Source organism: Mycobacterium sp. UM_CSW (genome assembly GCF_000455205.1).
Taxonomy (GTDB): Bacteria; Actinomycetota; Actinomycetes; order Mycobacteriales; family Mycobacteriaceae; genus Mycobacterium.
The window spans coordinates 1-20,285 of record NZ_AUWQ01000128.1 but is presented as its reverse complement, the minus strand read 5'-3'; the positions used below and the strand labels follow the sequence as shown (position 1 = coordinate 20,285).

Below are 20,285 nucleotides of genomic sequence, written 5' to 3'. Positions count from 1 at the left end.
ATTGACGCGTGGACGTCACCGTCGTCGGCAGCGGACCCAACGGGCTCACCACGGCCGTCATCTGCGCCCGTGCCGGGCTGAAAGTCCAGGTCATCGAAGCCCAGCCGACCTTCGGCGGCGGCGCGCGCACCGCGCCCGACCCAGATTCTCCGGGAGTCTTACACGACGTGTGCTCGGCGGTTCACCCGCTGGCGCTGGCGTCGCCGTTCTTCGCGGCGTTCGACCTGCCCGCGCGCGGTGTGCAACTGGCGATCCCGGAGATTTCCTACGCCAACCCGCTGCCGGGCCGCCCGGCGGTCATCGCCTACCGGGATCTCGAGCGCACCTGCGCGGAACTGGAGCACGGCGCGTCGTGGCGACGCCTCCTCGGCCCGCTGGTCGAGCATTCCGACGCCGTCGTGGGGTTGCTGCTCGGCGACAAACGATCGGTGCCCGGGTCGCTGCCGTCCGCCCTGCAACTCGGCGTTCGGATGCTGGCGCAGGGCACGCCCGCCTGGGGGTCGCTGCTGGGCTTCCTAACCGGAGAGGACGCACGCGCCCTGTTCACCGGCGTTGCCGCGCACGTAATTTCGCGGATGCCGTCGTTGACGGCCGCCGGGGCCGGGCTGATGCTGGCCACCCTCGCGCATTCGGTCGGCTGGCCGATCCCGGTGGGGGGAAGCCAGGCGATCACCGACGCGCTGATCGCCGACCTGCGCGCGCACGGCGGCGAGCTCACGGCCGGCACCGACGTCACCCGGCCGCCCGGTGGGGTCGTCGCGTTCGACACCGCGCCGACGGCGCTGCTGCGCATCTATGGGGACGCGCTTCCTGAGCGCTATGCGAAGGCGTTGCGCCGCTACACCTTTGGCCCGGGCGTCGCCAAGGTCGACTTCGTGCTCAGCGAGGACATCCCCTGGACCGACGCACGGCTGGCGCAGGCGCCGACACTTCACCTGGGCGGCACCCGTGAGCAGATGGCGCGGGCCGAGGCCGACATCGCCGCCGGGCGTCACGCGCAGTGGCCGATGGTGCTGGCCGCGTCGCCGCACATCGCGGACCCCGGCCGCATCGACATCGTGGGCCGCCGCCCGTTCTGGACCTACGCCCACGTGCCGTCGGGCTCCACCGTGGACGCGACCGAGGCCGTCACCGAGATCGTCGAGCGGTTCGCGCCCGGCTTCCGCGACATCGTGGTGGCGGCCCGCGCCGTGCCCGCCGCCCGGATGGCCGACCACAACGCGAACTACGTCGGCGGCGACATCGGGATTGGCGGAAATTCCGCCTGGCGCGCGATCGCCGGTCCCACGCCGCGGCTAAACCCTTGGAGCACACCGATTCCGAAGGTGTACCTGTGCTCGGCCGCCACTCCACCAGGCGGCGGGGTGCACGGCATGTCCGGCTACTACGCCGCGCGCACCTTGTTGCGCCGCGAGTTCGGCCTGGGCATGCCTAAGCTGGCCCCTGGGATTTGATTCGTCCGGTTGTGAGCGCATAGAAAATCGGCATGACGGCGAAAACGACCAGTGCTGCCGCCGGGAGCCAGAACGCCCCGATCAGACCTGCCGTCACATAAGCCGCGATACCCAACACTGCACGGATCCGATTGGCAGCGAAGGCTCGCTGGTCGATTCCGGCTTCGACGAGCGCGCCGCGGCGGCGGTGAACCTGATCGTAAAGAAGTAGCCAACTAGCGCACATTGCGGTAGCTATGCCCGCGTATAGCGCCACCGCGGTCCGCGCGTCCGCGCTGTCGACCCCGGTGATCAATGCCCGGGAGAGCACCGCGGTGGGAAACGGAATCAAAGCAGTGGTGAACAGCAGCGCGAGGTTCGCCAAATTCACGCCCATGTCCACACGCTGGATCGCAACGAATGCTTGATGGTGATTGAGCCAGATCACCCCGACGAAGGCGAAGGACGCGAAGTAGCCAAGATACGCGGGCCACTGTCGGGCGAGGCCGTCGAGCAGTTCGCCCGGAGCATGTTCGGGCTCCTTCAGATCCAGCACGAGCAAGGTGACGACGATCGCGAACACGCCGTCGCTGAAGGCCTCGACACGTCCGGTGTCGTTCAGCCCCATCGGGTTACCGGACTCGTCGGCCATGACACCCCCATCTGGTTGGTCGGAAGGTGCACTGCGCCCAGACGCGAATCAACTCCCGACCATCTAACTTAAACCGGCTGCCCTTGGGTTTTCCAGCAAGTTGGGGCATGCCTAAGCTGACACCGTGACCAAACTCGCGATCATCTATTACTCAGCCACCGGTCACGGCACCGCGATGGCCAAACGTGTCGCCGCGGCCGCCGAGTCGGCGGGCGCCGAGGTGCGCCTGCGGCACGTCGCCGAGACCCACGACCCCGACTCGTTCGCGCACAACCCGGCCTGGACCGCGAATTACCAAGCGACCAAGGACCTTCCGGCCGCCACCGGCGACGACATCGTCTGGGCCGACGCGGTGATCTTCGGCTCGCCGACCCGGTTCGGTTCGCCCGCCGCGCAATTGCGCGCCTTCCTGGACTCGCTGGGCGGGCTGTGGGCCGAAGGCAAACTCGCCGACAAGGTCTACGCGGGCTTCACGTCGTCGAACACGCTGCACGGCGGTCAGGAGACGACCTTGCTCTCGCTCTACTACACGCTGATGCATTTCGGGGGCATCATCGTGCCGCCCGGCTACACCGACCCGTGCAAGTTCGTCGACGGCAACCCGTACGGGGTGAGCCTGGTGTCCACCCACGACAACATCAACGAATTCGACGAGCCCACGAATAACGCCCTCGACCATTTGGCGCGCCGGGTGGTGGCCGTCGCCGACCGGCTGGCATCGCCCAGCGTCACGCCAGAGTGACTGTGGCGGCCGAACGCCACTCTAGCGTGACGCTCGCGGTTAGGCCGTCTCGGTGATCGGGCGGTCGACCCAGCTCATCAGGTCGCGCAGCTTCTTGCCGGTGACCTCGATGGGGTGCTCGGCGTTCTCCTTGCGCAACTGCTCGAGCTGCTTGTTGCCGCCCTCGATGTTGGCGACGAGCTTCTTGACGAAGGTGCCGTCCTGAATCTCGCGCAGGATGTCCCGCATCCGATCCCGGGTGCCGGCATCGATGACCCGCGGGCCGGACAGGTAGCCGCCGAACTCCGCGGTGTCGGACACCGAGTAGTTCATTCGGGCTATGCCGCCCTCGTACATCAGGTCGACGATCAGCTTGAGCTCGTGCAGCACCTCGAAGTACGCCATCTCCGGCGGGTAGCCCGCCTCGACCATCACGTCGAAGCCGGCCTTCACCAATTCCTCTGTGCCACCGCACAACACGGCCTGCTCACCGAACAGGTCGGTCTCGGTCTCGTCCTTGAAGGTCGTCTTGATGACGCCGGCCCGGGTACCGCCGATGGCCTTGGCGTACGACAGGGCCAGCGCCTCGCCCTGGCCGGTCGGGTCCTGGTCGACGGCGATCAGGCAGGGCACGCCCTTGCCGTCGACGAACTGGCGGCGCACCAGGTGGCCGGGGCCCTTCGGGGCGACCATCGCGACGGTCACGTCGGCCGGCGGCTTGATCAGGTCGAAGTGGATGTTGAGGCCGTGGCCGAAAAACAAAGCGTCGCCGGCCTTCAGGTTCGGCTCGATCTCGTTCTTGAAGATGTCGGCCTGCGCGGTGTCGGGGGCCAGCAGCATGATGACGTCGGCCCACTTGGCGACCTCGGCGGGGGTGTCGACGTCCAGGCCCTGCTCTTCAACCTTGGCCCGGGACTTCGAACCCTCCTTGAGCCCGACGCGCACCTGCACGCCCGAGTCGCGCAGGCTCAGCGAGTGCGCGTGCCCCTGGCTGCCGTACCCGATGACGCCGACCTTGCGGCCCTGGACGATCGTCAGGTCTGCGTCGTCGTCGTAGAACATCTCTAATGCCACGGTGAACTTTCTCCTTGTTTGCTATTTGGCCGTGCCGATACCGCGCGGACCGCGGGATAGCGACACCATTCCGGATTGGGCGATTTCGCGAATACCGAAGGGCTCCAGCACGCGCAGAAACGCCTCGATCTTGCCGCGGTCACCGGTGGCCTCGATGGTCAGCGATTCCGGTGACACGTCAATCACCTTGGCGCGGAACAGGTTCACCGCCTCGATGACCTGGCTACGGGTGCCGGCGTCGGCCCGCACCTTGATCAGCGACAACTCCCGGGACACCGAGTTGTCGTCGTCCTGCTCGATGATCTTGATCACGTTGATCAGCTTGTTGAGCTGCTTGGTGATCTGCTCGAGCGGGGTCTCCTCCGCGGAGACCACGATGGTCATCCGCGACATGTCCTTCTGCTCGGTCGCGCCGACGGCCAGCGACTCGATGTTGAAGCCGCGCCGCGAGAACAGCGCCGCCACGCGGGCGAGCACACCGGGCTTGTCCTCCACCAACACCGACAGCGTGTGCGTCTGCATCAGGCGTGCCCTTCGCTTTCGTCGTCGAACAACGGGCGGATCCCGCGGGCGGCCTGGATCTCGTCGTTGCTGGTGCCGGCGGCGACCATCGGCCACACCTGCGCGTCGGCGCCGACGATGAAGTCGATCACCACCGGGCGGTCGTTGATCGCCCGCGCCTGGTTGATCACGTCGACGACGTCTTCCTCACGCTCGCAACGCAATCCGACGCAGCCCAGCGCCTCGGCCAGCTTCACGAAGTCCGGGATCCGGTGCGAGTGCGTGGCCAGGTCGGTCTGCGAGTAGCGCTCCTGATAGAACAGCGTCTGCCACTGGCGCACCATGCCCAGGTTGCCGTTGTTGATCAGCGCCACCTTGATCGGCGCGCCCTCGATGGCGCAGGTGGCCAGCTCCTGGTTGGTCATCTGGAAGCAGCCGTCGCCGTCGATCGCCCAGACCTCCGCGTCCGGGCGGGCGATCTTGGCGCCCATGGCCGCCGGGATGGCGAAGCCCATGGTGCCCAGCCCGCCGGAATTGAGCCAGGTGCGCGGGTTTTCATACGAGATGAACTGCGCGGCCCACATCTGGTGCTGGCCGACGCCGGCGACGTACACCGCGTCCGGTCCGGCGATCTCGCCCAACTTCTCGATCACATACTCCGGGCTCAGGCTGCCGTCGCTCTGCGGGCCGTAGCTCAGCGGGTAGGTGGACTGGACGCTGTGCAGATACGCCCACCAGTCCGTCATCTCGATGTTGCCGGGGACGTCATGGTGCTGCAGCATCGCGATGAGGTCGGTGATGACGGCCTTCACGTCGCCGACGATCGGCACATCGGCGTGCCGGTTCTTGCCGATCTCGGCGGGGTCGATGTCGGCGTGGATGACCTTGGCCTCGGGGGCGAAGGAGTCCAGCTTGCCGGTCACCCGGTCGTCGAACCGGGTGCCCAGCGCGATCAGCAGGTCGCTGCGCTGCAGCGCCGCCACCGCGGCCACGGTGCCATGCATGCCGGGCATGCCCAAGTTCTGCGGATGGCTGTCCGGGAAGGCGCCGCGCGCCATCAGCGTGGTGACCAGCGGGATGCCGGTCAGCTCGGCCAGCTCGCGCAGCTGCTCGGTCGCCTCGCCGCGGATGACGCCGCCGCCCACGTACAGCACCGGTTTGCGCGCGGCCGCGATCAGCTTGGCGGCCTCCCGGACCTGCCGGTTGTGCGGCTTGGTGTTCGGCTTGTAGCCGGGCAGGTCCATCCGCGGGGGCCAGCTGAATGTGCACTGACCCTGCAGCACGTCCTTGGGGATGTCGACGAGCACCGCGCCCGGACGTCCCGAGCGAGCGATGTGGAAGGCCTCGGCCAGTACCCGGGGGATCTCGTCGCCGGAGCGGACCAGGAAATTGTGCTTGGTGATCGGCATCGTGATGCCCGAGATGTCGGCCTCCTGGAAGGCGTCCGTCCCGATCAACCCACGCCCGACCTGCCCGGTGATGGCGACGACGGGGATCGAGTCCATCTGGGCATCGGCCAGCGGGGTGACCAGGTTGGTGGCGCCGGGACCCGAGGTCGCCATCATGACGCCCACCTTGCCGGTGGCGTGCGCGTAGCCGCTGGCGGCGTGGCCGGCGCCCTGCTCGTGCCGAACCAGCACGTGGCGCAGCTTTTTCGAGTCGAACAGCGGGTCGTAGACCGGCAAGACGGCACCGCCGGGTATCCCGAAGATGACCTCGACGTCGAGTTCCTCCAGTGACCGGATCACCGACTGGGCACCGGTAAGTTGTTCCGGGCCAACGCGTTTCGGTTGAGCGGCCGGCGTCTTTGCGGTGGGTTTCACGGCGTCCGTGGCGACGCTGGCCGGATCCTGCGCCTGCGTGGCGGGTGGCCTGGTGGGAGCGCTCACTGTCCTGGGGTCCTATTCACTATTCGAAGTTTCGTTGCTGCGCAAGAAAAAACCCCCGTCAGCTCATCGGCTGAACGAGGGTTGCGCGTTGGTGCTGGATCGCTTCAAATGCTGAAGGGCTCAGTCAGGCACCAACGCGCTGACTAAGTACTACGAGCATCCCGGGCTTTCCGGCGGTTTCCATAACGTCCGACGGTAGCCTTCGCACAGCTCAACAGTCAAATCCGGGTCGGGTGTGCAGCCACGGCTTTCCCTTGTGCATTCCTGGTGGCGACACACCGGGGACGGTCGCCGCCTGTTCACACTCGGCAGCGGGCGGCGGGAAAACCGGTCGGTGAAATGATGTTCCAGTGGCTACCGATTCCCCCGTGGTGATCAAGGTGTCGCCGATGGCGCATTTCGCCGTCGGGTTCTTCACCCTCGGCTTGCTGATACCGGTGCTGGCCTGGCCGGTATCCGCGCCGCTGCTGCTCATCCCGGTGGTGTTGTCCGCGTTGATCATCCGGCTGCGCACGGTAGCCGACGAGCGGGGCCTGACCGTTCGGACCCTGCTGGCGAGCAGGACGGTGCGCTGGGAAGAAATCGACGGGCTGCGCTTCCACCGCGGTTCCTGGGCGCGCGCCCGCCTGAAAAGCGGTGCGGAGCTGCGCCTGCCCGCGGTTACCTTCGCCACGCTGCCGCAGCTGACCGAGGTCAGCGCGGGGAGGGTGCCCAACCCCTACCGATGAGGGTCAGCCGATCGGGTTGACCCCGTTGAGCGTGACCCAGACGGCGACGCCGGCGGCGATGCCGGCCAGCAGGGCGACGAACGACCCGATGAAGGGGCGGTGGGCCCAACCCCGGCCGGCGTCCAGGCCGTAGCGGCCCGGTCCGCATAGGATCACCGCAACGGCCAGGACGATCAGGGTGATCTGGTATTCGTGCCCCTGCGGCAGGAAGTAGGCGAACGCGTGCGAGCGCGAGCCGCCCGACACGGTGGCCAGCAGTTCGTTGATCAGGAACGCCAGTGCGCCCGCCGCGGCCACCGGGGTGAACAGGCCCAAGATCAGCAGCACCGCCGCGACGATCTCGCCGCCCGCGCTGACGTAGGCGAGGATGTCGGCGTGGTGGTAGCCGACGTCGGACAGCGAATTCTTCAGGCCGGTCAGGCCGCCGCCGCCCCACCAGCCGAACAGCTTCTGCAGCCCGTGGGCCCCCAACACCACGCCAAGCCCGACCCGCAGCACCAGCAAACCCAGATTCTGGGTGCCGCGCTTGCCGATCTCGCGGTGACGCTCGTCGTCGTCCTTGTCCCCGTCGATCTGGGCCGGCTCGGTCGCGGAGATGGGCATCGGCTGCGCCGTCGACGCCGGCTGCACGTACGGCAGCGGCTCCTGCTGATCGAGGAGGTGGTATCCGCCGGCCCCGGCGGCACCCGCCGCAGCGGGGTCGACGTAGGGGATGACGGTGGTGTTTCCGAAGTCGCCCGGGTACCCGACCGGCGTCAGGTCATCCTCGGGGTCGACCAAGCGCGCCGAGGCCGGGCGCCCCGCGAGCGGCTCCGAGGATTCGCCCGGACGGCTCCAATGTGCGTCATTCGATTGACTGGTCACGGGTGTCAGGGTAAGGGCAAACGCGCCTGAATCGGGGATTTGAGCGGCGCTTTCGCCGGTTAGTCCGCCAAAACGCCCCGGATTGGCCCCAAATCGCCTTTTCCGCCCCTCCGCGGGGCCAAAAAAGCGTTAAATCGGCGCCTCACCGGCACACCTTTCGTGGCTGGACCCGGGCAGGGCGTGTGGCGGCGGTGCCCGCCCAGTCCGTAGCCTGTCGGTCATGCGGATACGGGGCTCGGTTCGCGGCGGTCTGGCCGCGCTGTCCGCGGTCGTGCTGGTCGCGAGCGGGTGCGCGCGGTTCAACGACGCCCAATCCCAGCCCTTCACGACCGCCCCCGAACTCAAGCCCCAGCCCAGCTCGACGCCTCCCCCGCCGCCGCCGCTGCCGCCGACGCCCTTCCCGAAAGTGTGCCCGGCACCGGGAGTCATGCAGGGCTGCCTGGAGAGCACCAGCGGCCTGATCATGGGCCCCGACAGCAAAACCGCGCTGGTCGCCGAGCGCACCACCGGCGCCGTCAAGGACATCTCGGTCAACGCCGAGCCGAAGGTGAAGGTGGTCATTCCCGTCGACCCGTCCGGTGACGGCGGGCTGATGGACATCGTGCTGTCGCCCACCTATCAGCAGGACCGCCTGATGTACGCCTACATCAGCACGCCCACCGACAACAGGGTCATCCGCGTGGCCGACGGCGACATCCCGAAGGACATCCTGACCGGGATCCCCAAGGGCGCCACCGGTAACACCGGCGCGCTGATCTTCACCAGCCCGACCACGCTGGTCGTGATGACCGGCGACGCGGGCAACCCGGCGATGGCCGCCGACCCCAAGTCGCTGGCCGGCAAGGTGCTGCGCATCGAGCAGCCGACCACCATCGGCCAGGCCCCGCCGACGACCGCGCTGTCCGGCGTGGGCTCCGGCGGCGGCATGTGCATCGACCCCGTCGACGGCTCGCTGTACGTCGCCGACCGCACCCCGACCGCCGACCGCCTGCAGCGCATCACCAAGACCTCCGAGGTCTCCACCGTGTGGACGTGGCCGGACAAGCCCGGCGTCGCCGGCTGCGCGGCGATGGACGGGACCGTGCTGGTGAACCTGATCAACACCAAGCTGACGGTGGCGGTGCGGCTCGCGCCGAAGACCGGTGCGGTCACCGGCGAACCCGACGTCGTCCGCAAGGACACCCACGCGCACGCGTGGGCGCTGCGGATGTCGCAGGACGGAAACGTCTGGGGCGCAACGGTTAACAAGACCGCCGGGGACGCCGAAAAGCTCGATGACGTGGTGTTCCCGTTGTTCCCGCAGGGCGGCGGCTTCCCGCGCAACAACGACGACAAGACCTAAACCGGCCCCTCCAGGGTGAACCTCAGGCCGTATTTGCGCGGCTCGGCGGCCGGCTTGTGCAGGACGAACCGCTCCGGCGCGACCTGGCCCGGTTCCATCTCGTCGAGATCGGAAAGGTAGAGCACGTCCTCGTCGGAATCGGGAACCCATCCGGCGACGGGTTCGACGATGAAGGCGACGTGATCCCCGATATCGATCCAATGCGCGGTTCTGCCGACGAACCAGGCGATCGCCTCGTCGAGGATGGGCATCCCGTGCGGCCCGACGCGCCACGAGCAGCGACCGAATCTGTCGGCCTGGTCGTCGGTTTCGCCGTCGAACAGCTCCGCCAGGGCGACCTGGTGCTGCGCCAGCACGTGCACCGCCAGGTGCTCGGATTGGCGGGCCGCGTCGCAGGTGGGGCTACTGCGCGGCAGCACGACCATGAAGCTCGGTGGCTGCACGCTGGTTTGGGTGGCGAAACTGATCAGGCAACCCGACGGCTGAGTGTCGGCCTGGGTGGTCACGACGAACACCGGGCTGTCCAGCATGGCCATCAGGTCGTCGAACACCGGCGCGGCCGTCCCGGTCAGCCCTGACCGCAGGCGGCCAGCACGAGCTCGCGGACCCGGGCCGCGTCGGCCTGTCCGCGAGTGGCCTTCATCACCGCGCCGACGATCGCGCCGGCCGCGGCCACCTTGCCACCGCGAATCTTCTCGGCGACATCCGGATTGGCGGCCAGCGCCTCGTCGACGGCGGCCTGCGTCACCGAGTCGTCACGCACCAGCGCCAGACCGCGGGCGGTCATCACCTGCTCGGGTTCACCCTCCCCGGCCAGCACACCCTCGACGACCTGGCGGGCCAGCTTGTTGGACAGCTTGCCCTCGTCGACCAGCGCGATCACCGCGGCGACCTGAGCGGGCGTGATGGCCAGCTCGTCCAACTCGAGATTGGCCTCATTGGCCTTCTGCACCAAGAAGTTTCCCCACCAGGCGCGGGCCTGCTCGCTCGACGCGCCGTGCTTGACGGTCTCGGTGACCAGTTCGACGGCGCCGGCGTTGACCAGATCGCGCATGACCTCGTCGGAAACGCCCCACTCCAGCTGAATTCGCTTGCGGCTCAACCATGGTAACTCGGGGATGGTCTGCCGCAGCTGCTCGACCAACTCGCGGCTGGGCGCGACCGGCTCGAGGTCGGGTTCCGGGAAGTAGCGGTAGTCCTCGGCGGTTTCCTTGGTGCGACCGGGGCTGGTGTACCCGGACTCGTGAAAGTGCCGGGTTTCCTGCGTGATCCGCCCGCCGGACACGAGGATAGCGCCCTGGCGCTGCATTTCGTACCGCACGGCAACCTCGACGCTGCGCAGCGAGTTGACGTTCTTCGTCTCGGTCCGGGTCCCGAACTCGGTCGCCCCCGTCGGTTTCAGCGACACGTTGGCGTCGCAACGCATCGAACCCTGATCCATCCGGACGTCGGATACGCCCAAGGCGCGCAACAGGTCTCGCAGGGCTGTGACGTAGGATCGGGCGATCTGCGGGGCACGGGCGCCCGCCCCCACGATCGGCTTGGTGACGATTTCGATCAGCGGCACGCCGGCCCGGTTGTAGTCGATCAGCGACGTCGTCGCGCCGTGAATGCGGCCGGTCTCGCTACCGATGTGGGTGAGCTTGCCGGTGTCTTCCTCCATGTGGGCGCGCTCGATTTCCACCCGCCAGGTGGAGCCGTCTTCCAGCGGCGCCTCCAGGTAGCCGTTGATCGCGATCGGCTCGTCGTACTGCGAAATCTGGTAGTTCTTGGGCATGTCCGGGTAGAAGTAGTTCTTCCGGGCGAAGCGACACCAGGGCACGATCTCGCAATTCAGCGCCAGCCCGATCCGGATCGCCGACTCCACCGCGGCCTGGTTGAGCACCGGCAGCGAGCCGGGCAACCCGAGGCACACCGGGCACACCTGGGTGTTGGGTTCGGCGCCGAATGTGGTGGAGCAGCCGCAGAACATCTTGGTCGCGGTGGACAGCTCGACGTGCACCTCGAGGCCGAGCACGGGGTCGAAACGTGCGACGACCTCGTCGTAATCCAGGAGCTCGGGACCGGCGGCAACACTCATGCCGTCGATCGTAGTGGTGATCGCGAGCGCGGCGAAGCCGGGCGAAGCGGGTCACCACCCATCGGGACAGCTAGAACCCGGGCGGCCTTCGGTTTGCCCCGAGCCGGAGCCCTTGCTCCATGCCCGTGCCGGGGAACATGTCGGCCAACGCGGCCGCCATCTCCAGATAGCTGCGCCGGCTTTCCCTGCTGAGCCGGTCCAGACCGATCTCCTTGCCGTCATGCACGTGCCGATCGAACGGCAGCACGACGGTGGCGGCCACGCGGGCGGACAACGCGTCGAGCTCCTTGGCGGCGACGACGGCGACCTTGCCCGCCTCGACATGGTTGATCGCCAGCACGGTCCGCGCCATCAAGCGCTGATATCCCTTGTTGCGCAACAGGTCTAGTGTGGTCCTGGTCTTGCGTATCGCATCGATGGAGGTGCTGGTGACCACCACCAGGGCGCACGACGCCGGCAGCACGGCGTCCATCACGGCCGAATTGACCGCCTTGACACAGTCCACCAACACCACCGAATAGTGCTTGCGCAGAATCGAAAAAGTCCTGACGACGTCGTGGCGCTCCAGCCGCCAATCGGTGCGCGCGTAGTCCGGCAGCCCGAGCACCTCCAGCCCGAAGCTGTTCATGTAGGTGTGCGCCCGCACATCCGAATATTGGGTGGCCGCGCCGTCCCGCAACAGATCAGCCATGCTCAGCGGGTTGCGGCGGCCGTGGCGCTCGGCCAAGTCGCCGGCGTCGATGTCCACGGCGATCACCTTGTCGTCGCGGACGGCGGCGAAGGTGGAGCCCAGTGCCTCGACGACGACGGTCTTGCCGACGCCGCCCTTGAGGTTGAGCACCGCGATGGGGAACGCGCCGCCCAGCGGAGCGCGGATGCGCTCCCGTAGCTCCTGCTCGTATGCCGAACCTTTGCCCCGGCCGAGGTTGATTCCGGTAAGGCGCCGGACCAGGTCTCGCCAGTCAAACCCGGCGGAGTCCTCCGTCTCCTGCGGTTCGAGGCTGTCGAGGGCCGTCCCGCCGACGGTCAGCTCCGGGCGCGACCGCGGGGGGACCCGCCGCGCCGGTGCCGGCGCGGTCGGCGGGGGCTGTGGCGGCCGGGGCACCGTGGCAGACGTCCAATTGGCATCGTCGCGACCGCGCGGCGGCGGCCGCTGACGGTCTCGCGGGCCCGACCCCGGCTGGTGAACGGCTCCGCGAATCGAACCGCGGTTGCTCATAGCTGACGGTATAACCGCTTCGAGCTGGCGGAAAACCACGAAAATCGCGGCGACCTGGCGTGAGCTGCCGGGTGCGGCGGCAAATTCAGCCGGCCGTCAATTCGCTGCCACCCGCCGTTCGTTAACACTTAGCCGAAGAAGGCGGCCGCGTCGTCGTAGCGGCTCTCGGGCACCAGCTTGAGTTGGCGGGTGGCGTCCGCCAGCGACACCCGGCCGATGTCCTGCCCGCGGAGCGAGACCATCTGCCCGTACTCCCCCGCGTGCGCGGCATCGGCGGCGTTGACGCCGAACCGGGTCGCGAGCACCCGGTCGTACGCGGTCGGGGTGCCGCCGCGCTGGACGTGGCCCAGCACGGTCACCCGGACCTCCTTGTTGATCCGCTTCTCCACCTCGGCGCCGAGCTGCGCGGCGACGCCGGTGAACCGCTCGTGGCCGAACTCGTCAATCCCGCCCTCGCGCAACGTGATCGAGTCGGCGATCGGCTTGGCGCCCTCCGCAACCACGCAGATGAAGTGCGAATCCCCGCGCTGGAAGCGGCGTTTGACGAGCCGGCACACGTCCTCGACGTCGAAGGGCTGCTCGGGGATCAGCGTCATGTGCGCGCCGGACGCCAGCCCGGCGTTCAACGCGATCCATCCCGCATGCCGGCCCATCACCTCCACCAGCATCACCCGCTGGTGGGATTCGGCCGTGGAGTGCAGCCGGTCGATGGCGTCGGTGGCCACCGTCAGCGCGGTGTCGTGCCCGAAAGTCACGTCGGTGCAATCGATGTCGTTGTCGATGGTCTTCGGCACGCCGACCACGGGAACGTTCTCCTCGGACAGCCAGTGCGCGGCGGTCAGGGTGCCCTCGCCGCCGATCGGGATCAGCACGTCGATGCCGTTGTCGTCCAGGGTCTGTTTGATCTGGTTCAGCCCGGCCCGAAGTTTGTCGGGGTGCACGCGGGCGGTGCCCAGCATCGTTCCGCCCTTGGCGAGCAGGCGGTCGTTGCGGTCGTCGTTTTGCAACTGGATGCGCCGGTTCTCCAGCAGCCCGCGCCATCCGTCCTGGAATCCGACCACCGACGACCCGTATCGCGAGTCACAGGTGCGCACCACCGCCCGGATGACGGCGTTGAGCCCGGGACAGTCGCCGCCCCCGGTGAGAATTCCGATCCGCATCTGTTCATCTTGCCCGCATGGGCCCCGGATGGCGCGACCTGACGCAAATTGCCGCTAAACGGTGGCCGCGCTAGGCAGCGCCCCGCGGGCCGCCTCGTAGGCGGCGCCCACCCGATACAGGCGGTCGTCGGCCAACGCGGGGGCCATGATCTGCAGCCCGACCGGCAGGCCGTCGTCCGGGGACAGCCCGGACGGGACCGACATGCCGCAGTGGCCGGCCAGGTTCAGGGGCAGGGTGCACAGGTCGAACAGGTACATCGCCAGCGGGTCGTCGACCTTCTCCCCCAACGGGAACGCCGTGGTCGGGGTCGCCGGCGAGACCACCACGTCGACGGTTTCGTAGGCCCGGTCGAGGTCGCGCGCGATCAGCGTGCGGACCTTCTGCGCCTGGTTGTAGTACGCGTCGTAATAGCCGGCGGACAGCGCATAGGTGCCGATCATGATGCGCCGCTTGACCTCCGGGCCGAAGCCGGCCGCGCGGGTCAGCGCCATGACCTCCTCGGCGGAATGCGTGCCGTCGTCGCCCACCCGCAGGCCGTAGCGCATCGCGTCGAAGCGGGCCAGGTTGCTGGACACCTCGGACGGCAGGATCAGGTAGTAGGCGGCCAGCGCGTGATCGAAATGCGGGCAATCGACTTCGCTGACTTCGGCGCCCAGCTCGGTCAACTGCTCGACGGCGGCCTCGAACGACGTCAGCACCCCCGCCTGGTAGCCCTCGCCGCGCAGCTGCCGAACGACGCCGATGCGCACGCCGCGCAGATCACCGCCAGCGCCGGCCCTGGCGGCGCCGACGACGTCGGGCACCTCGGCGTTGACGGACGTCGAGTCGCGGACGTCGTGCCCGGCGATCACCTGGTGCAGCAGGGCGGTGTCCAGCACCGTGCGGGCGCACGGGCCGCCCTGATCCAGCGACGACGCGCAGGCGATCAGCCCGTAGCGCGACACCGTGCCGTAGGTGGGCTTGACGCCGACGGTCGCGGTCAGCGCGGCCGGCTGGCGGATGGAGCCCCCGGTGTCGGACCCGATGGCCAGCGGGGCCTGGAACGCGGCGAGCGCGGCCGCGCTGCCGCCGCCGGAACCTCCAGGCACCCGGTCGGTGTCCCACGGGTTGCGGGTGGGGCCGTAGGCGGAGTTCTCCGTCGACGAGCCCATCGCGAACTCGTCCATGTTGGTCTTGCCCAGGATCGGGATGCCGGCCGCGCGCAACCGCGCGGTGACGGTCGCGTCGTAGGGGGAACGCCAGCCCTCCAGGATCTTGGAGCCGCAGGTGGTGGGCATGTCGACCGTGGTGAAGACGTCCTTGAGCGCCAGCGGCACCCCGGCCAGCGCCGACGGCAGCGGCTCGCCGGCGGCCACCGCGTCGTCGACGGCGGCCGCGGCGGCCAGCGCCTCGTCGGCCGCGACGTGCAAAAACGCGTGGTACCGGTCGTCGGTTGCCTCGATCTGGTCCAGGCAGGCCTGGGTGATCTCGGTGGACGACAGCTCCCCGGCGGCGACCTGGGCGGCCAGCGTCGCGGCGTCGGAGCGGACGATATCGGTCACTCGGCGTCCCCCAGGATCTGCGGCACGGCGAAGCGGCCGTCGACGGCTGCGGGCGCCTCGGCCAGCGCCTCGGCCTGGGTCAGGCACGGTGTCCTCTCGTCCGGGCGGGTGACGTTGACGTCCTTGAGCGGGTTGTCGGTCGCTTCGACGCCGGTGACGTCGACCGATTGGACCTGGCTGACGTGGGTGAGGATGGCGTCGAGTTGGCCGGCGAAACTGTCCAGCTCGGCATCGGTCAGCGCCAGCCGGGCCAGCCGCGCAAGGTGCGCCACGTCGTCGCGGGAGATCTGGGACACGACCGGAAAGCCTAGCCGGGCGACGAGGCCCGCCGCAGAGCGGCGGGAGGAGGAAGCGGGCGATCAGACCCCGTCGGGGGCGGGAGGCGGGCTTCACGCCGCCGTCCCAGCCGAAATGCCGTGGATACATTGCTGTGCCAAAGTGTTGGCCGTGCCGTCGTATCTGTTGCGCATCGAGCTAGCCGACCGCCCGGGCAGCCTGGGCTCGCTGGCCGTCGCGCTCGGTTCGGCGGGCGCCGACATCCTGTCGCTCGACGTGGTGGAGCGCAGCGCGGGTTATGCGATCGACGACCTGGTCATCGAGCTGCCGCCGGGGGCGATGCCGGACCGGCTGATCACCGCGGCGGAATCACTGCCCAACGTCCGCGTGGACAGCGTCCGCCCACACACCGGGCTGCTGGAGGCGCACCGCGAGCTCGAGCTGCTGGACCACGTCGCCGCCGCGGGCGACGACGCGTCGCGGCTGAAGGTTCTGGTCAACGAGGCGCCCAAGGTGCTGCGGGTCAGCTGGTGCACGGTGTTGCGCAGTTCACACGGGGAACTGGAACGCCTCGCCGACAGCCCCGGGTGCCCGGAAACCAAGGCCGATTCCGCCCCCTGGCTGCCGATCGAACGCGCGGCGGCGCTGGACCATACCGCCGAGTGGGTGCCGCAGGCGTGGCGCGACATGGACACAACCATGGTCGCGGCGCCGCTGGGCGACCCGCACACGGCGGTGGTGCTGGGCCGTCCGGGCCCGGAATTCCGGCCCTCGGAGGTCGCCCGGCTGGGCTATCTGGCCGGCATCGTGGCGACGATGCTGCGCTGAGGCGTTCAGGTCAGTGCGGTCAGCAACAGCCGGGAACCCATCCCCACCGTGCGGGCCAGCCCCGCGGCGTAAGCGTCGAACAACTCGCTGACCCGTCGCAGCTCCCACATCGTATGCACGGTCAGCCACGCGAAATCGCGCGCCTTCGCGATGTCCCACGAGGTGATCAGGTGCGCGACCGGCTCGAGGTGATCGTCGATCGCCCTTTCCACGTCGTCAAGGAAGGACCGCCGGATCTCGGCCTCGACGCTGGCAAGGACGTCGTTGATCTTCTCGTAGTCCGCGTGCACGCCCGGGGTGTCCGGCGTGCACCGGCGCGCGGCACACGTGGCGATCACGGCGAGCGGCAAGTCGTGCTCGATGTGTGCGTTCATGCCGGCAAGCGCGAATTGAATCGGCAGGATTCCCTTGCTGCCTCGGGCGGCGAACAGCGGCGCCCACGCCTTGGGCTTGGCCCCGGCGGCGTCGTATGCGTCGAACCAGTAACCGGCGAAGCGGACGTCGAGATCGGTGACGAACGCCTCGTCGTGGAAAACGCCCTTCGTCGCGAGCCGGTCCGCCATCATCTCGGTCACTCGCAGGTAGACGCCGTTGAACACCTCGGCACCGTCATCGGGCGGCAGTTGTGCCGCGATGGCCCGCATGCGCGCGACCACGTCGGCAACGGAGTTCGGGCTCATCCGCCCATCACAGCAGACGCCGCGAGCGACCGCTCGATGTCGGCAACCAGGTCGTCGGTGTCTTCGATGCCCAGCGAGAGGCGCGCGAATCCGGCGGCGACGCGGTCACCCCACCGTGCCCGGCGATCCACCGAGGTGTGGATGCCGCCGAAGCTGGTGGACGCGATCAGCAGCTCGGCCCCGTCCACCAGTGCCCGCACCGCCGCAGCGTCGGCCAACTCGAATGAGACCAGGGACCCGAACCGCCGCATCTGCGCGACGGCCACGGGGTGCGCCGGGTCCTCGACCAGCCCCGGGTAGCGCACGGTTCGTACCGACGGATGGCCGGCCAGCATCGTCGCCACCGCTTGCGCATTGCGGCACTGGCGGTCGAATCGCAGCCCGGCGCTTCCCAGGCTGCGCAGCAGCAGCCACGCCTCGAAGCCGCCGAGGATCGCACCGGCGAGCAACCGATGGCGTTCGACGGCGGCGATCAGCTCGGGCTGGTTGGTCGCCACGTAACCGGCCAGCAGGTCACTGTGCCCCGAGAGTCCCTTGGTGGCGCTGGCCACCACCAGGTCGGCGCCCAGCGCCAGGGGGCACTGACCGAACGGGGTGGCCGCGGTGTTGTCGACGATCAACCGCGCCCCGCGAGAATGGCACACGGTGGCCAACCGCTGGAGGTCGATCACATCCAACGCGGGGTTCGTGGGGGTTTCCGCCAGTACCACATCGACGCCGGCAGCCGCGTCGTAGATTTGCGAACTCGACGCCTTGATCACCGAAACACCGGCGGGCGCAAGGTGTTCCGCCGCATACTGGCGCACCTGATAGTAGCCGTCGGACGGCACCACCAGGGCCGACCCGGGACTGGCCAGTGCGCACAGCGCGGCACCGATGGCCGCCATGCCCGAGCTGAACAGCACCGCGCCGGTCGCTCCCTCCAGCGCGGCGAGGGCCGATTCCACGTGCCGCCAGGTCGCATTGGAGCTGCGGCCGTAGGCATCGAGATCGGAGGTTTCGTCGGCGGACAGGTGATAGGTGGAGGCCAGCACCGCCGGCGGCGCCACCGGCCGGCCAGGGACGGCCGGGGAGCTTACGGCCTTGACGCTGCGCGTCGAATCACCGTACGAACTGCTCACTCGTCGGCCCCGGAAGGCCCGTCGGCCAACAACTTTCGGAATCCGTCTTCGTCGAGGATCGGCACGCCCAACTCCACCGCTTTGTCGTACTTGGAGCCCGGCGAGTCGCCGGCGACGACGTAGTCGGTCTTCTTCGAAACCGATCCCGCGGCCTTGCCGCCGCGCGACACGATCGCCTCCTTGGCGTCGTCGCGCGAGAAACCCGCCAGCGAACCGGTGACTACGATCGTCAGCCCCTCGAGGGTGCGCGGCACACTCGCGTCGCGTTCGTCGGCCATCCGCACCCCGGCCGCCCGCCATTTGTCGACAATCGCCCGGTGCCAGTCGACGGTGAACCATTCGGTGACGGCGGCCGCGATGGTCGGGCCGACTCCCTCCACCGCGGCCAGCTGCTCGGTGGACGCGTCCTCGATCGCCTGCAGGTCGCCGAATTCGGTGGCCAGCGCGCGAGCCGCCGTCGGGCCCACGTGCCGGATCGACAACGCCACCAGCACCCGCCACAGCGGCTTCGCCTTGGCCACATCGAGATTGGCCAGCAGCCGCGCGCCGTTGGCCGACAACCCGCCGGCCTTCGTCCGGAACAGCTCGGTTCGCAACAGGTCATCCTCGGACAGCGAGAACAGGTCGCCCTCGTCGGCGATCACGCCGGCCTGCAGCAGCGCGGTGGCGGCCTCGTAACCCAGTCCCTCGATGTCGAGCGCGCCGCGGCCCGCGACGTGAAAAACTCGCTCCCGCAACTGCGCCGGGCACGACCGCGCGTTGGGGCAGCGGATGTCGGCGTCGCCCTCCTTGGCCGGGGCAAGCGGGGTGCCGCATTCGGGACACGTTGTGGGCATGACGAATTCGCGTTCCGAGCCGTCGCGCAGGTCGACGATCGGGCCGAGCACCTCGGGGATGACGTCACCGGCCTTGCGAATCACCACGGTGTCGCCGATCAACACGCCCTTGCGCTTGACTTCGGCGGCGTTGTGCAGCGTGGCCAGCCCCACCGTCGACCCGGCCACCTTGACCGGCGTCATGAACGCGAACGGTGTGACGCGCCCGGTCCGGCCGACGTTGACGCGGATGTCCAGGAGCTTGGTCTGCACCTCCTGGGGCGGGTACTTGTACGCGATCGCCCACCGGGGCGCCCGCGAGGTCGAGCCCAGCCTGCGCTGCAGCGCCACATCGTCGACTTTGACCACCACACCGTCGATTTCGTGATCCACGTCGTGGCGGTGTTCGCCCCAGTAGGTGATGCGCTCCAGCGCGCCCACCACGTTTTCCACCCGGGTGGTGTGCTCGGAGACGGGCAGGCCCCACGCGCCCAGCGCCAGGTAGGCGTCGTGCAGCGTGGCCGGGCGAAAGCCCTCGGTGTGCCCCACCCCGTGACAGATCATCCGCAGCCTGCGCCGCGCGGTGACCGCGGGGTCCTTCTGGCGAAGGGAGCCCGCGGCGCTATTGCGCGGGTTGGCGAAGGGCGTCTTGCCGTCCTCGACCAGGGCGGCGTTGAGCGCCTCGAAGTCGTCCAGCCGGAAGAACACCTCGCCGCGCACCTCGAGAACCTTCGGCACCGGGTAGTCCTTGCCGGCCGTCAGCCGTTCCGGGACGTCGTCGATGGTTCTGGCGTTCAGCGTGACGTCCTCGCCGGTGCGTCCGTCGCCCCGCGTCGCCGCCCGGACCAGGCGGCCGTCGCGGTATACGAGCGACAGCGCGACGCCGTCGATTTTGAGCTCACACAGGTAGGGCACGTCGTCACCGACCTCGGCGCGCACTCGCGCGGCCCACACCTCGAACTCCTCGGCGCTGAACACGTTGTCCAGGGACAGCATTCGTTCCAGGTGCTCGGCCTCGGTGAAATCGGTGGCGAAGCCGGCCCCGCCGACGAGCTGGGTCGGCGAATCGGGCGTGCGCAGTTCGGGATGCTGCTCCTCGAGCGCTTCGAGCCGCTTTAGGAGCTGGTCGAACTCCGCGTCGGAGATGATCGGGGCGTCGCGCACGTAGTAACGAAACTGGTGTTCGCGCACCTCGTCGGCCAGTTCTTGCCATTGCCGCCGAACGTCGGGCGCTAAGGAGTCAGCCTCTGCCGAAGTCACCTTCGCAGGCTATCGAAGGGCGCCGACGGCGGACTGCGGCGCGTCGGTCACATCTGCCACACCCGTCTCTCCGAGAGCCGGCACGCGTTGACTCACTAAA

General features: G+C 68.8%; 19 protein-coding genes. 5 read left to right on the top strand and 14 right to left on the bottom strand.

Annotated elements, in window-relative coordinates; all coding sequences use genetic code 11:
- Nucleotides 1-8 precede the first annotated feature (8 nt).
- A complete protein-coding gene (locus tag N415_RS28665) occupies nucleotides 9-1,454 on the top strand; it encodes an NAD(P)/FAD-dependent oxidoreductase (protein WP_068189178.1) in 1,446 nt (481 codons plus the stop codon).
- Here the strand turns inward: N415_RS28665 and N415_RS28660 are convergent.
- Nucleotides 1,432-2,085 (bottom strand): TMEM175 family protein, encoded by a 654-nt coding sequence (locus N415_RS28660; protein ID WP_081665586.1) that lies wholly within the window; start codon nucleotides 2,083-2,085, stop codon nucleotides 1,432-1,434. The genes N415_RS28665 and N415_RS28660 overlap by 23 nt on opposite strands.
- Before the next feature lie 124 nt (nucleotides 2,086-2,209).
- Between N415_RS28660 and wrbA the strand changes: the two genes are divergently transcribed.
- Entirely contained in the window at nucleotides 2,210-2,827 is a 618-nt protein-coding gene (wrbA, locus tag N415_RS28655; RefSeq protein ID WP_068189175.1) for an NAD(P)H:quinone oxidoreductase, read from the top strand.
- A 39-nt stretch (nucleotides 2,828-2,866) separates the two neighbouring features.
- On the opposite strand, the gene ilvC is transcribed toward wrbA, so the two are convergent.
- The 3 genes from ilvC to N415_RS28640 are packed head-to-tail and all read right to left on the bottom strand — an operon-like array spanning nucleotide 2,867 to nucleotide 6,270.
- On the bottom strand, nucleotides 2,867-3,868 hold the full coding sequence (gene ilvC, locus N415_RS28650; protein ID WP_081665585.1) for a ketol-acid reductoisomerase: 1,002 nt from the start codon (nucleotides 3,866-3,868) through the stop codon (nucleotides 2,867-2,869).
- 33 nt (nucleotides 3,869-3,901) lie between these two features.
- On the bottom strand, nucleotides 3,902-4,402 hold the full coding sequence (gene ilvN, locus N415_RS28645) for an acetolactate synthase small subunit (protein ID WP_067153334.1): 501 nt from the start codon (nucleotides 4,400-4,402) through the stop codon (nucleotides 3,902-3,904).
- Nucleotides 4,402-6,270: an acetolactate synthase large subunit gene (locus N415_RS28640; protein ID WP_068189172.1), complete on the bottom strand. Its 1,869-nt coding sequence runs from the start codon at nucleotides 6,268-6,270 to the stop codon at nucleotides 4,402-4,404. Before N415_RS28640 ends, ilvN begins: the two co-directional genes overlap by 1 nt.
- Before the next feature lie 350 nt (nucleotides 6,271-6,620).
- On the opposite strand from N415_RS28640, the gene N415_RS28635 reads away from it, so the two are divergent.
- A complete protein-coding gene (locus N415_RS28635) occupies nucleotides 6,621-6,998 on the top strand; it encodes a PH domain-containing protein (RefSeq protein ID WP_239645730.1) in 378 nt (125 codons plus the stop codon).
- 3 nt (nucleotides 6,999-7,001) lie between these two features.
- Here the strand turns inward: N415_RS28635 and N415_RS28630 are convergent, their stop codons facing one another.
- Complete coding sequence (locus tag N415_RS28630) at nucleotides 7,002-7,862, bottom strand: DoxX family protein (protein ID WP_068189166.1); 861 nt, start codon at nucleotides 7,860-7,862, stop codon at nucleotides 7,002-7,004.
- Nucleotides 7,863-8,082: 220 nt separating this feature from the next.
- Between N415_RS28630 and N415_RS28625 the strand changes: the two genes are divergently transcribed.
- Entirely contained in the window at nucleotides 8,083-9,204 is a 1,122-nt protein-coding gene (locus N415_RS28625) for a sorbosone dehydrogenase family protein (RefSeq protein WP_068189163.1), read from the top strand.
- On the opposite strand, the gene N415_RS28620 is transcribed toward N415_RS28625, so the two are convergent.
- The 6 genes from N415_RS28620 to gatC form a co-directional block, all read right to left on the bottom strand.
- Complete coding sequence (locus N415_RS28620; RefSeq protein ID WP_081665588.1) at nucleotides 9,201-9,740, bottom strand: flavin reductase family protein; 540 nt, start codon at nucleotides 9,738-9,740, stop codon at nucleotides 9,201-9,203. The two genes, N415_RS28625 and N415_RS28620, sit on opposite strands and share 4 nt — an antisense overlap.
- Before the next feature lie 32 nt (nucleotides 9,741-9,772).
- The gene (gene gatB / locus N415_RS28615; RefSeq protein WP_068189160.1) at nucleotides 9,773-11,284 is read right to left on the bottom strand and encodes an Asp-tRNA(Asn)/Glu-tRNA(Gln) amidotransferase subunit GatB; all 1,512 of its coding nucleotides are present in this window, start codon (nucleotides 11,282-11,284) and stop codon (nucleotides 9,773-9,775) included.
- Nucleotides 11,285-11,354: 70 nt separating this feature from the next.
- On the bottom strand, nucleotides 11,355-12,503 hold the full coding sequence (locus N415_RS28610) for a MinD/ParA family protein (RefSeq protein ID WP_081665584.1): 1,149 nt from the start codon (nucleotides 12,501-12,503) through the stop codon (nucleotides 11,355-11,357).
- 128 nt (nucleotides 12,504-12,631) lie between these two features.
- Nucleotides 12,632-13,663: an ATP-dependent 6-phosphofructokinase gene (locus N415_RS28605; RefSeq protein WP_068102091.1), complete on the bottom strand. Its 1,032-nt coding sequence runs from the start codon at nucleotides 13,661-13,663 to the stop codon at nucleotides 12,632-12,634.
- Between the two features lie 54 nt (nucleotides 13,664-13,717).
- Nucleotides 13,718-15,205 (bottom strand): Asp-tRNA(Asn)/Glu-tRNA(Gln) amidotransferase subunit GatA, encoded by a 1,488-nt coding sequence (gene gatA / locus N415_RS28600; RefSeq protein ID WP_068189158.1) that lies wholly within the window; start codon nucleotides 15,203-15,205, stop codon nucleotides 13,718-13,720.
- Nucleotides 15,202-15,501, bottom strand: a complete 300-nt coding sequence (gene gatC, locus N415_RS28595; protein ID WP_068189155.1) for an Asp-tRNA(Asn)/Glu-tRNA(Gln) amidotransferase subunit GatC — start codon at nucleotides 15,499-15,501, stop codon at nucleotides 15,202-15,204. The genes gatA and gatC overlap by 4 nt, the downstream gene beginning before the upstream one ends.
- A 151-nt stretch (nucleotides 15,502-15,652) precedes the next feature.
- Here gatC and N415_RS28590 point away from each other — a divergent pair, with 151 nt between their 5' ends.
- A complete protein-coding gene (locus N415_RS28590; protein ID WP_152531630.1) occupies nucleotides 15,653-16,309 on the top strand; it encodes an amino acid-binding protein in 657 nt (218 codons plus the stop codon).
- 5 nt (nucleotides 16,310-16,314) lie between these two features.
- Here N415_RS28590 and N415_RS28585 read toward each other — a convergent pair whose 3' ends face one another.
- From N415_RS28585 to ligA, 3 genes are read right to left on the bottom strand one after another with little or no spacing between them, the layout of a single operon-like run.
- Complete coding sequence (locus tag N415_RS28585) at nucleotides 16,315-16,989, bottom strand: DUF5995 family protein (RefSeq protein WP_068189148.1); 675 nt, start codon at nucleotides 16,987-16,989, stop codon at nucleotides 16,315-16,317.
- Entirely contained in the window at nucleotides 16,986-18,110 is a 1,125-nt protein-coding gene (locus N415_RS28580) for a cystathionine gamma-lyase (protein ID WP_068189145.1), read from the bottom strand. The genes N415_RS28585 and N415_RS28580 overlap by 4 nt, the downstream gene beginning before the upstream one ends.
- On the bottom strand, nucleotides 18,107-20,185 hold the full coding sequence (gene ligA, locus N415_RS28575) for an NAD-dependent DNA ligase LigA (RefSeq protein ID WP_068189142.1): 2,079 nt from the start codon (nucleotides 20,183-20,185) through the stop codon (nucleotides 18,107-18,109). The genes N415_RS28580 and ligA overlap by 4 nt, the downstream gene beginning before the upstream one ends.
- Nucleotides 20,186-20,285 lie beyond the last annotated feature (100 nt).